10 protein-coding genes are annotated in these 12,220 nt (G+C 74.2%); 6 read left to right on the forward strand and 4 right to left on the reverse strand.

The features are described from left to right. Nucleotides 1-346 precede the first annotated feature (346 nt). The 6 genes from WMF43_RS46720 to WMF43_RS46745 all read left to right on the forward strand — a co-directional run bounded on the left by WMF43_RS46720 (nt 347) and on the right by WMF43_RS46745 (nt 6,157). A complete protein-coding gene (locus tag WMF43_RS46720; RefSeq protein WP_437675245.1) occupies nt 347-1,759 on the forward strand; it encodes a spondin domain-containing protein in 1,413 nt (470 codons plus the stop codon). Between the two features lie 249 nt (nt 1,760-2,008). Then, nucleotides 2,009-2,782, forward strand: coding sequence for an RNA polymerase sigma factor (locus tag WMF43_RS46725; protein WP_437675247.1), 774 nt, complete (start codon nt 2,009-2,011; stop codon nt 2,780-2,782). Next, nucleotides 2,772-3,452, forward strand: a complete 681-nt coding sequence (locus WMF43_RS46730; RefSeq protein WP_437675249.1) for an NrsF family protein — start codon at nt 2,772-2,774, stop codon at nt 3,450-3,452. Before WMF43_RS46725 ends, WMF43_RS46730 begins: the two co-directional genes overlap by 11 nt. Before the next feature lie 17 nt (nt 3,453-3,469). After that, entirely contained in the window at nt 3,470-3,649 is a 180-nt protein-coding gene (locus WMF43_RS46735; protein WP_437675251.1) for a hypothetical protein, read from the forward strand. Between the two features lie 12 nt (nt 3,650-3,661). Next, nucleotides 3,662-4,489: a hypothetical protein gene (locus tag WMF43_RS46740; protein WP_437675252.1), complete on the forward strand. Its 828-nt coding sequence runs from the start codon at nt 3,662-3,664 to the stop codon at nt 4,487-4,489. 243 nt (nt 4,490-4,732) lie between these two features. Continuing rightward, nucleotides 4,733-6,157, forward strand: a complete 1,425-nt coding sequence (locus WMF43_RS46745) for an outer membrane protein assembly factor BamB family protein (protein WP_437675254.1) — start codon at nt 4,733-4,735, stop codon at nt 6,155-6,157. A 243-nt stretch (nt 6,158-6,400) separates the two neighbouring features. Here WMF43_RS46745 and WMF43_RS46750 read toward each other — a convergent pair whose 3' ends face one another. The 4 genes from WMF43_RS46750 to WMF43_RS46765 all read right to left on the reverse strand — a co-directional run bounded on the left by WMF43_RS46750 (nt 6,401) and on the right by WMF43_RS46765 (nt 12,047). Then, entirely contained in the window at nt 6,401-6,757 is a 357-nt protein-coding gene (locus WMF43_RS46750) for a hypothetical protein (protein ID WP_437675256.1), read from the reverse strand. A 72-nt stretch (nt 6,758-6,829) separates the two neighbouring features. Next, nucleotides 6,830-9,445: a diguanylate cyclase gene (locus WMF43_RS46755; RefSeq protein WP_437675258.1), complete on the reverse strand. Its 2,616-nt coding sequence runs from the start codon at nt 9,443-9,445 to the stop codon at nt 6,830-6,832. Nucleotides 9,446-9,620: 175 nt separating this feature from the next. Beyond that, nucleotides 9,621-11,126, reverse strand: a complete 1,506-nt coding sequence (locus WMF43_RS46760; protein WP_437675260.1) for a B12-binding domain-containing radical SAM protein — start codon at nt 11,124-11,126, stop codon at nt 9,621-9,623. 75 nt (nt 11,127-11,201) lie between these two features. Beyond that, a complete protein-coding gene (locus tag WMF43_RS46765; protein WP_437675262.1) occupies nt 11,202-12,047 on the reverse strand; it encodes a CPBP family intramembrane glutamic endopeptidase in 846 nt (281 codons plus the stop codon). Between the last annotated feature and the right edge of the window lie 173 nt (nt 12,048-12,220).

Here is a 12,220-nt window from a genome sequence, read left to right on the forward strand (position 1 = left end):
CGCCGCTCTGGGACGCAGGTACCGGAGGCGGAGGGAAAACCGATCGAGGCGGCCCAACGGCCGTCTTCACGTCCACAGCCTGCGGGGGCGGCTGCGCTGGAAAATTCTTTCCGAGCGCGATCGTGCAGGCGCGTGAGAGGGGCGCGAAACCGACCTGCGTCCGGCGAGTAGGCACCACCGAACGACGCGCCGCGGGCCACCGCGGGCCGAGGCGGGCGCCATGCGGGCGCCCGCGGCCGCTCCGGTCTCCGGGGCGCGTCGGCGGAACGATCGCTGCCGCGGGGCTTGCCTCGGCGGGGGGCGATCCAGGCCGCGTCATCTCATTCACCGCATCTGGAGGATCGTCATGAAGGTTCGGAATCGCGCGCTGTCGGCCCTGCCCCTCGTCCTCACCCTCGCCGCTGCTTGCAGCGACGGCGGAGGCGGCGATACGACCGGCGCCGGCGGCATGGGCGGGGGAGGCGCAGGCGGATCCACCGGCGGGGATGCGGCCACGAGCTTCGAGGTGACCATCGAGAACGTGACGCCCGCGCGGGATTTCCGGGTGGCCGGCGTGTTCAACACGCCGGTGGGCGCGAGCAAGCCCGGGCCGCTCCTCCCCGGGGACATCTTCGAGTTCCGCGTGGGCGCCCTGCCGGGCGACAGGCTGTCGTTCACGACGATGTTCGCGCAGTCGAACGATCTGTTCTTTGCGCCCGACGGCGAGGGGATCGCGCTCTACGACGAGGCGGGCAACCCGGTGAGCGGGGACGTGACCGACCAGGTCCCGCTGTGGGACGCGGGCAGCGAGGCCAACGAGGAGCCGGGCGCGGGGCCGAACCAGGCGCCCCGGCAGGGGGGCCCGAACACGGGCGCCAAGGACCCGGACAACACGGTGCGGCTGGTCAACGATGCGTATACCTACCCGGCGGTCGAGGAGGTCATCCAGGTGACGCTGACGCCGGAGCCGGGCAATGAGTTCACGGTCCGGATCACCAACATGTCGGAGGTGGGGACGCTGATGCCCGAGGGCGGGGAGCCGGCCGCCGTGCCCCTGTCGCCGGGGCTCTTCGTGGTGCACACGATGAAAGACCCGCTGTTCACGGTCGGGAAGGCGTACCCCGGCAACGGGCTGGAGGCGCAGGCCGAGGACGGGAACCCGACGACGCTGCACGAGGGGACCATGGCCCGCGCGGGGCTGACCTCGCCGGCGGCGCCGGGCGTCGCGGTGGTGCACGGGGCCGCAGCGCCCCTGTTCAGGTCGGGCGAGGCGGACCGGGGCAAGGGCCTCGAGATGCTGGCGGAGGACGGAAACCCGACCGCGCTCGCGGCGTCGCTGAAGACCGAGGTCGGGGGCGAGAGCGGGATCTCGTCGGTGCTGGTCTACAACACGCCCGTGGGCGCCTCGATGCCGGGGCCGCTGCTGCCCGGCGCCAAGTTCAGCTTCACGGTGACCGCGCGGCCCGGCGAGCGGCTGAGCTTCGCGTCGATGCTGGGGCAATCGAACGACCTGTTCTTCGCGCCGAGCGAGCAGGGGATCGCGCTGTTCGACACGAGCGGCGAGCCGGTGAGCGGCGATGTCTCCGACCAGGTCACGATCTGGGACGCGGGCACCGAGGTGAACCAATGGCCCGGCGTGGGCCCCGACCAGGCGCCGCGCCAGGCCGGGCCGCAGGTGGGCGCCGACGATCCGACGGACCAGGTGCGCCCCGTCGATGACGGATACCTGTATCCTGCGGCGAACCAGATGCTCAAGGTGACCATCACCCCGGCGCGGTAGCGGGAGCGCCGGCCGCTGGATCACGGCCCCGGGGGCGCCCGGGGCCGTTCACGCGCGGGGCGCCCGGGGCCGTTCACGCGCGACCTTCGAGGCTGCCACCCCCGGTCCACACGCCCGCAGCGCCGGCGAAACCGCGGCGCGGCACGCGCGTAGAGGGGTCGGCACGCCTGCAGCCTTCAACCGATCGCCGCGAACGTGCCCCGGGCGACCGGAAAGGTTAAGCAGGACGGATGGTGCCGCCGGTCCAGGATGGATGAGCTCGCTCTGAACGCCGCGATGGATCGGTACGCGTGCGGCGACGCCCGCGCTTTCCCGGAGCTGCACCGGGCCCTCCACACGCGCCTGCACGCGTACCTCACCCGCATGTGCAGCTCCACGACGCTCGCGGGCGACCTGACGCAGGAGACGTTCCTGCGGATGCACCGCGCCCGCTCGACCTTCGCCCGGGGCGGCGCCGTCACCCCGTGGGCCTACGCCATCGCGCGCAACGTCTACCTCGATCACACGCGCGCCCAGCGGCACCGCAGCGCCGAGCGCCTCCCGAGCGACCCGGGCGCCGAGCCGCCGGACACGCGCGGCGCCGACGCCGAGGCCGTCGCGATGGCCTCGCAGACCGCGCGGGCGGTCGAGCGGGTGCTCTCGAGCATCCCGGCGGCGCAACGCGAGGCGTTCATCCTGCTCCGCTACGAGGGGATGAGCGTTCAGGACGCCGCGGCCATCCTGGGGGCGACTCCGACCGCGGTGAAGCTCCGCGCGTTCCGCGCCTACGAGGCGCTGCGGGCCGAGCTCGAAGAGCTCAAGCGGGGGCCCGAGGGCGGGAGGGGGGCGGAGGGCGGCGCGGAAAGGCGCACGGAGAGCGGCGCGGAGAAGCGCGCGGCGACAGGCGCAGAGAAGCGCGGGGAGAGCGGCGCGGAGAAGCGCGCCGACAGGAGCACGGAGAAGAGCGCGGCCGCCGAGCCGGAGCGGAGCGGCCGCCGCGGCAGGGCTCCGGGAGGAGCCCGGGGAGGTGCCGATGGCGGATGAACACGAACTGCTGGAAGGGCTCGAGGACATCCCCGATCCCGCGGCCCACCTCGCCGGCCGCGCGCCGCCGCCCCTGACGGCGGCGCCGGCCGAGCCGTCGCTCACGCGGCCCGCGCGCGAGCGCCGCGTCGCGAGCGCGATCCTGGTCGGGCTAGCGTGGGTCCTGCTCCTGACCTGGATCGCGGGCTTCCGCGCCGATATCGGCTCGCCCCGGGTCGCAATCCCGCTCGCCCTCTGGGCGTTGCTCTCCAGCCTCGGCCTGCTGCTCGCGCTGACGCCGCGCGCCCGCGGTCTGCCGGCCGGCGTGAGGGCGCTCCAGGCGCTCGTCGCCGCGGTGCCGGCCGGGTTCCTCGCTGCAGCCGTCGCGACGTCGGGCCTCGCCAACGGACCGCTGTCCCTGATGATGCACCTCAAGTGCAGCGCGATCGGCCTCGGCATGGCGCTGCCGCCGCTCGCGCTGGCGGCCTTCGTCCTGCGCCGCTCGTTCCTCTCGGCTCCGGCCTGGCGCGGAGCCGCGATCGGCGCCCTGTGCGGGCTCGGGGCGGTGATCGGCATCCAGGCGCATTGCTCGTACGACGACGTCGTCCACGTCGCCTTCGCGCACGGCCTGCCGATCGCGGCCGGCGCGCTCCTCGGCGCGGCCGGTGGGGCGCTGCGCGGGAGGGCCTGAGAGCACGGACGGCGGGCGTGGCGCTCGAATCCACGCCTGGAAAGGCCGATGACGTGGTCGAGCGAGAAATGAGACGCCAAGGCGCCAAGGACGCCAAGGGCGCCAAGAAGAAGACAATGCCTTGGCGCCTTGACGGTTCGAAATTCTGCTCGTTTCAGGCGGCTTCAACCCGTTTTCGCGTGCTCGCGCCGGCGTGATACCCTCGACCGATGTTCGTCGTCGCGATCGTCGAGCTGGCCACCTCGATCGAGGCCGAGGCGGCGGCGCTGGCCGCGGACCTCGGCTCGACGGCGTACGAGCAGCGGCTTCACCTCGCGGCCGGCCTCCCCGCCGTCGTGCTCACCACCGCGGATCCGGTGCAGGCGCGGGCGCTGCTCCGCTCGCTCCGCGGCCGCGGCCACGGCGCGCTTGCCATCGACGCCGCCGCGGTCGTGTCGAGCGGCGACATGGTCCCGCTCCGGCGCGGCCGCATCGAGCCGGGCTGCCTCGTCGCCGAGGACCCGGTCGCGCCGGGCGCCGCCGGAGAGCCCGGGGCCGCGGTGGAGCGGCTGCCGTTCGATGACATCCTCGCGCTGATCCGGGCCAGCCATCGGCAGCGTGTCGCGTCGAAGGTCGACGTGAAGGAGCGCAAATTCGCGGCGGGAAGCGCGGTGTTGACCGGCGGGCTGGTGCTGTCGAAGACCGTCACCCGCGAGGAGACCCGCGTGAGCGACGAGCGCTCGGAGGTCCTCTACCTCTTCCGCAAGAGCGGCGACCGTCCCTGGCTCCTGCGCGAGCGCAGCGCGAGCTACGGCTGGCTCGGCGGGGCGATGGCCCCCTCCAGCATCCAGAACTTCACGGCCACCGTCGCCCTGCTCGGCCAGCGCGCTCCGGGCGCTTTCTACGACGAGCGGTTGACCGGCCCGCGGCGGCCGATCCCGTTCTCGGGCAACGGCGCACCCTCGCCCGATCCGACCGCCGACTTGCTCGCCCACCTGCTCGCCCTCTGGGCCTCGAAATCCTCGGCGTCCGGCAGCGGCGCGGTCGCCACCAGGTGAACCTGCCCAGCGCCATTGGGGCCGTCTTCGGGCCGTCCGGGCTCTCCAGCGCCATCGCGGCCGCCGCTCGGGCGCCGCTGCTCACCGGATTGAACCCGAGCTCGTCCCCTTTGCGACGCAAACGCCCGCCCTGATCGGAGCCGTCCTCCCGACACTCCCGCTCGCCCCCCGCCCCGCTTGGCCCGCCCCCCGCCCCGCTTGGCCCGCCCCCCGAACCCGCGCTACCACCGCCGCAGCTCTCCCATGCGAAGACCGCCCCCGCCTGGTACCGGCCTTCGCGCCTCGCCGCGCGCCCCGCTGCGCGCCGCCACCGCCGTCCGGGCCCTCCTCCTCGCGCCGGCCGGCGCGCTCGCGGCCCTCGCAGTCGCCTGCGGCGGCGGTCAGACGCAGGGCGAGGCCTTCGACCGGCGCTGGAAGGACGACCGCGGTGCGGGCATCGCGGAGTTCCAGCAGCGGTTCGCGGGCACGCCCATCCCTACCGGCGTCGACGTGGCGGTCGGCGTCGCGGGCGAGGACGCGCGCCGGATCGTCGGCGTGCCGCTCGACGGCGGCCCCGCGTGGTCGTTCGTGCACCGGCTCAACGCGCGTCCGGCCGTCGCGGGGAACGTCGTCGTGGGGCTCGGGCGGGGCGAGCTGTTCGCGCTCGACGCGCGCACCGGCAAGCTGCTCTGGAAGCGGAACGCCGGCGGCAGGCTCCGCGGCGCGGGCGACGACGGCGAGGTCACCGTGGTGTCGATCGAGTCGACCACGGGCACCATGAGCGTGGTGCTCGCGGTGAACCGCGACGGGGAGGTGCTGCGCCAGATCGAGGACACCGCGGTCATCGGCGTGCCCGCCGTCGTGGGGCGCTACGCGTTCCTGCCGTGGGAGGGGCGGTACGTCACGGTGTTCGACCTGCAGACCGGCCGCGAGGCGGCGCGGACGCAGCTCCGCGCCGAGATGAGCGAGGTGAGCCGCGCGTTCCTGCTCGGCGGCGCCGTCTTCTTCGGCGGGGAGGCGGCGACGCGCTTTGACGAGGCCATCGGGCTCGCGCCGGCCGGGCGCGCGTCCACGGCGCGGCTGCCGCCGCGCGAGCTGCCCGGGACGCCGGCCTGGCTGACCGGCGGGACCGAGGTGCCGGGGCCGATCGCGTCGACCGACGACAAGGCGCGGCGCTACGCCCGCCCGCGCGCCGCGGGTCCGGCGGGCATCGAGGGCGAGCGCTTCGCGGCGACGTACTACCGGATCGCCGTCGGCTTCGACGCGCGCTCGGGCGCGCTCGCGTGGGCCCACGCCGGCGAGGCCGATTTCCTCGGCGGCGCGGCGTACGCCGGCGGCTTCGCGCTGTGCGACGCCCGCGGCGGCGTCGCGTTCCTCGACGCGCAGCGGGGGTCGCTGGCGGGGCGCGCCTCGTTCGGGCGGCCGATCCAGTCGTGTGTGGTGCAGGCCGACGGGCTCACCGCCGCGTCGATTGCCCGGGGTGCGGCCGGGGCCTCGGCCGCCGGGACCGCGCCTTCCGCCGGGACCGCGCCGCCCTCGGAGACCATGCCACCCGCTGCGACCGCGCCTCCCGCCCCGGCCGCATCGCTCACCGAGCAGATCGAGCGCGTCCTCACGCTGCCGCAGCCGGAACTCGCGAGCATGCAGCGGCTGCTGCGCCGCGAGCTCGACGCGCTGCCTTCCCGGTGAGCGATCGAGTTCCGAGCGTCACAAGACTGGCGAGGGATCCCGGGAGATTTCAACGCAAAGGCGCAAAGGCGCAAAGACGCAAACCAGAATTTTCTTTGTATTTTTGCGCCTTTGCGCCTTTGCGCCTTTGCGTTGAAATCTCTCTTCTCTCGCCGTGATCCCTGCCAGGACTCCTGACAGGCGCAACTAGGCACTAGGGCGCCCGCCGCCCCGCCGCGGCCGCCCTTCACCCGGCAGCGCCCCTCAGCGGGGCTTCTCGCCCTTGTCGTCCTCCGGATCGACCGCGATCCGGAACCCGGGATCCTCCGGCGTCGGCCCGGCGGGCGGCCTCGCAGGCGCGTCGTGCCCGGCGTCGCCCTCGCGCCCCTCCTCGCGGGGCGCCGGCGACTGGCCCTTGCTCAGCTCGGTGCCGATCCGGCCGACCACGTTCGACGCCGCCCGCACGAGCTCGCGCCCGGCGTCGTCGATGACCTTGCCGACGCTCGTGCGATCGAGGTCCTTGCGCAGGTCCACGGCCGTCTTGCGCGCCGCGCGCCAGAGCAGGCTCAGCCCCTGCTTGAGATCCTCCTTGGGGTCGTCGCGTTCGGGGTCCGAGCCCATCGCTCCTCCTTGGCTGCCGTCGAGGTGGCTTATGTTCCCGCCCGGGGCCCGCCGCAAGCGCCGCGCAGGCCCTCAGGCCGCGCTCTTCGGGTTGCTCACCGGATCCGGCTCCGTCGGGCGCCTCGTCTTGGGCTTGCTCCGGGGTTCGACCTCCGCCGGCGCCCTCGCCGGCGTGGCCGGCGCGGCGCGCTTCCCGGCGGACGGCGCGCCGTCGTGCCCCGGGGGCGTCACGGCGGCGCTACCGCCGGACGGCCTGCGCTGCGGGGCCGCAGGCGCCGGAGCCGCGGGTGCCGAGGCCCTCGCCGACGCGGGCGCGGCGGCAGCGGGCCTCACCGACGCGGGCGCCTGCGCAGCAGCCCTCGCCGGCGCGGGCGCGGCGGCAGCGGGCGCCTGCGACGCACCCTTCGCCAGCGCGGGCGCGGCGGCAGCGGGCGCCTGCGACGCGCCCTTCGCCGGCGCGGGCGCCGCAGCAGCGGGCGCCTGCGACGCGCCCTTCACCGGCGCGCCCGGCTCGGGCGCCGCAGGCGCCGCCGACGGGTGCGCGCCGCCGCGCATCGACGGCGACCACGCGGTGGAGCGGTTCCGGCCCGACCGCTTCGAGACGTACAGCGCCTCGTCCGCCGCCTTGAACAGCTCCTCCCACGTGCCGCCCGCCTCGGGGTACGTCGCCACGCCGATCGAGCAGGTCACCTGGCACTGCACCGGGCCGGCGCTGCCCGCCGCGTGGAACGTCGTCCGGCCGAGCTCCTCGCGCACGCGCTCCGCCAGCAGCATCGCGCCGCGCGCGTCCGTCTCCTCGCAGATGACCACGAACTCCTCGCCGCCGAAGCGCGCCACCGCGTCCGTCGTGCGCTTCGCCCGCCGCAGCACGTCGCCGAGGCCCTTGATGATCACGTCGCCCACGTCGTGGCCGTACGTGTCGTTCACCTTCTTGAAATGGTCGATGTCGGTCACCAGCACCGACAGCCGCCGCGAGAAGCGGCGCGCCGCCGTGATCTTCTGCTCGGCCACCTCGAGCATCGCGCGCTTGTTGAGCAGGCCCGTCAGCCCGTCCATCGTCGCGAGCTCCTCCAGCCGCCGCATCATCCGCGCGTTCGAGAGCGACACCGCCATGTGGCTCGCGAGCACCTCCAGCGTGCTGCGCACCGAGTCGTTGAACGCCGCGCGGCGCCGCGAGCCCAGCACCAGCGTGCCGAGCGGCCGGTCGTGGACCAAGAGCGGCAGCACGATGATCGACGGCATCGGCGGCGGCGTGACCCGGCGCGTGAAGACGACCTGCCGCTTCTCGTCGTACTCGCCGCGGTAGGGCAGCGGGTGGCGGTTCTGCAGCACCATCGAGACCAGCCCCGCGTTCTGCCGGAAGCGCTGGCCGGTCAGCTCGGAGACGCCCTCGCCGCTCACGGCGCGGATCTCGTGGACCTTCTGCGCCTCGTCGTACAGCGTGACCGCGGCGAAGTCGACCGACGTGATCTCGCGGGCGCTCGTGACGCCCGCCTCGACGACCCCGGCCTCCGTCGTGGCCGCGCCGAGCGCCTCGGCGGCGCGGTAGAGCTTGCCCTGCTCGACCTTGGCGCGCTCCAGCTGGACGAAGACGCGCTCGTTCTGGATGGCGCGCACGGCGTAGCGGCACGCCTCGTCGATGAGCTCGAGCTCGCGCGGCGAGAACGGGCGGTCCTCGACGCGATCGACCACGAGCACGCCCCGGAGCTGCCCGTGCTCGAACACCGGCAGCGCGCAGGCGGCGCGCACCGGGGAGGGGCCGACGTAGTAGGGGAGCTTGTAGCCGGGCTTGAGGCCCGAGACGACGACCGGCGCGCGCTGGGTGATCGCCGCGCCGAAGACGCCGTCGCCGGAGAGGAACGGGCCCTCCGAGAGGTTCGGGGCGTCGCTCGCGAGCTCGCTGATGCGCAGGTGCGTGCCGGCGTCGTTCTGCCAGAGCAGCATCGCGGTGTAGAGCTCCAGCGACTCGCGCAAGAGGCGGAGCGCGAAGAGCACCGACTGGTGGATCTCCTCCACGCCGGAGCGGGCGAGCCGCTCGTCATCGCCCTTCTGGGCGGCCGCGCCGCGCGCGTGCGACGGGGCGGAGAGCAGGCGGTAGCTGCGCGCGTCGTCGCGGAGCCGGTCCATCTCGGCCTTGAGGCGCGTGCTCGACGCCCGCCGGACGCGGCCGATCTCGGCGCGGAGGACGGCGGCGTTCAGGACCGAGAAGACGGCCATGAAGCCGACGTGCGGCGCCGCCGCGCGCGCGGCCGCGAGCAGCGTCGGCGCGCCCCGCGCGGCGGCCGCGCGCACGGCGATCTCGAGGGCGGCGGCGGCGAGCGCGACGAGGAGCGACGCGCCGGGGCGGGCGAACGCGCTGACGAGGGCGATGACGACGTAGAGGGCCGCGTGGGCGCCGCCGTCGAGCGAGCCGTCGAGGCGGAGGACGGCCGCGAACGTGGCGATGACCAGGAGCGCGCCGACCTCGAGGTCGAGCAGCGCGCTCGCCTCGATGGCGGCGGCGCGGCGCCGCGCCCTGTGGACGAGCGCCGCGAGCAGCACGAGCAGCGCCGCCGCCGCGACGACCGGCGGGAGCGGCGCGGCCGCGTCGAGGACCACGAGCCCCCCGAGGGCGAGCGCGCAGGCGAGCGGCGCCGCATTGCGCGCGATGCGGCGGGCGGTGAGCACGGCGAGCACCAGGTTGGCCATGGGCTCGCATGCCGCTACCAGAGGTCGCGCCTCCGGGCCCAGTTCTCTGCCGCGGACGCTCGGCCCGTGAGGGGAAACGGGCGGGATCAGGCGCCGGGGTGTGCCCTCGGCGACAGCGCCGCGGCCGCAGCGCCCGGAGGAGCTGCCGCTCCGGGGGCGGCGGCGGCGCCGGCGCTCACGCGACCGAGCGCGCCGCCGCCGCGCTCCCGGCCCTCTCCCGCTTCCGGATGCGGGTGAGCCCCTTCGCGGTGGCGAGCGCGCTGTCCGGCGTGATCCGCTGCGGCGCGAGGCCGAGCGCGCGCATCATGCGCTCGTCCCACGCCTCGATCGGGTCGAGCCCGGCGACGTAGCGCCGCGCCGGGTTGCCGAGCGGCGCGCGGATGCTCAGCACCTCGGGGGCCGACGCGAGGATGCCGGCCTTGTAACGGGGCGCGTCGCTGAGCAGGAGCTTGCCCGCCACGTGCCGGACCGCGCTCCTCAGGCTGCCAATCTCCCCGCAGAGCCGCTGGAAGTGCTCCACGACCTCGGACGGGTGGAGGTTCTTCGGGCGATGGCACAACGTGTATCCGTCGTAATCGCGGATCGTGGTGTTCGGGAGCAGGCGCCCCTCCGCGGCGACCTGCGTGAAGAACGGCGTCTCCGGGTACGGGCAGACGATCCCGAGGAACGTGACCGAGCCGTACTTGAGCTCGGCCAGGTACTCGGGCACGCGCTCGAGGTAGGCGTTCGTGTCGCCGTCCGAGCCCACGAGCAGCCCGAACGAGAGGAGGATCCCGTGCGAGTATGTCCTCCGCAGGACCTCGCGGACGCCGGCCAGCTTGTTCTGGCCCTTGTTCATGGCCTCGATCGAGTCCGGGTTGAGCGACTCCAGCCCGGTGTAGATGTACCGGCAGCCCGCCCTCGCCATGAGCTTCACGAGCTCCTCGTCCTCGAGGATGTTCCACGTCAGCGCGCAGCCCCACGTCTTCTTGAGCGGGAGGAGCGCCTCGCACAGCGCGCGCAGGTACCGCGGCGAGCCGCCGAGGTTGTTGTCGAGGAAGCTGAAGACGTCATCGACGAGCCCGAAGCGCGACCTGTTGAACCGCATCTTCGTCTCGATCTCCTTCACGACGTCGGCGACGGGCCGGTAGCGATAGCGCTCGTGCCCGGTGAGCACGCAGAAGTTGCAGCTGAACGGGCAGCCGCGCGACGCCTCGATGCCCGGCACGCGCATCGCATTGCGGCTGAAGTCGATGAGGTCGTAGCGCGGCGCGCGGATCTGGGTCGTCGGGGCCGCCGGCAGGTCGTAGCGGGGCTTGAGCTCGCCGCGCTGGAAGTCCTGGATCAGCGCCGGCACGTTCGCCTCCGGGTCGCCCACGACGACCGCATCGAAGTGATCGGCCGCGTCGGCGGCGAAGTGGCCCGCGTGGCGCCCGCCCGCCACCGTCGTGATCCCGCGCCGCCGGAAGATCGTCGAGAGCACCTTCGTGTGCTCGTAATACGCGTGCAGGTACGAGAAGAACACGAGGTCCCAGCCGCCGTCGAGCGGGATATCGCCCTCCTTCTCGTTGTAGAGCTCGATCTCGGCGTCGGGCGGGCAGAGCCCGGCGATGAGCTCCGGCACGGCCGACTGCATGAACGACCGCTCCTTCTTCGGGAGACGGGTGGGGTGGGTGTACGTGCTGATGACGGCGATACGCATGGTTTCCTCACTCCTGTCGAGGACGACAGGACAGGCCGTGTCCGTGGGAAGAAGGACGGTTGTTACGGTGGAACGTCAATTGAGGCCGACAGCGACGCTGGCGATCCCGACCGCGGCGTGGACGGCGGCGACGCCGACGAGGGTGCGGCGGCGCGCGTAGAAGAGTCCGAATCCGACGCTCGCGGCGAACGTGATGAGCGCGAAGGCGAGCGACACGTACAGGTGAAACACCCCGAAGAGCACCGAGGTGACCACGATCGGCGAGAGCCGCCCGGCGTCGGGCAGCAGCCGCTCCAGGGAGGTCTGGATGACGCCGCGCGCGATGAACTCCTGGAGCAGGCAGTGCGGCCCGTAGGCCGCGAGGAAGAGCGCGAGCTCCAGGCGCGAGTAGCCCGCGACCGAGCCCCAGACGAGCCACGGCTCGCCGCGGAGCGCGGGCCCGACGCGCAGCGCGACGCCCGCCGCGAGGGCGACCGCGGCGACGACGAGCGCCTCGCGGAGGCTCTGCCGCGCGCCCGAGAGCGTCACGCCGAGCCGCGCGAGCGGCAGCGGCTGCCGCCGGACGAACCACCCGATCGGCGCGAGGAGCAGCAGGAGGAAGCCCCACGAGTACGCCATCTGGAGGAGCGGCGGCAGGTCCGCGCGGATGAGGTCCCGGACGAGCTGCGCGACCCCGAAGAGGGCGATGGTGACGAGGAAGAAGGCCGCGAGCTCCCGGCGCAGCCGCAGGGCGTCGCGCTGGGCGCGCCGCAGGAGCTCGAGCTCCAGGCGGAGAAGCTCGTCGCCGCCGCCCGCCGCCGGCAGGCCCGCGCGCGCGCTCGCGGGAGCGCCGCCGTCCGGCGCGTGGAGGGAGAAGCGACCACGGTGCGCGCCGGGCAGCTCGGAGCCGGACAGCTCGGAGGACGACTCGAGGAAGCTCATCGTTACGCCGTGGACAGCAGCCGGCGTGCCACGGCGGGCGGCGGGGCCTCACCCGGGATCCGCCGCGCATCCGCGGGCGCTCGCGCGGCGCAGCGGCGCTCGCGCGGCGCAGCGACCGGCCGCATGCTGCCAACTAGCGCAGGAGTTGCTCAATTCGCGCGAGAGACGACCTG

The organism is Sorangium sp. So ce131 (assembly GCF_051519095.1).
In the GTDB taxonomy this organism is placed as follows: Bacteria; Myxococcota_A; Polyangia; order Polyangiales; family Polyangiaceae; genus Sorangium.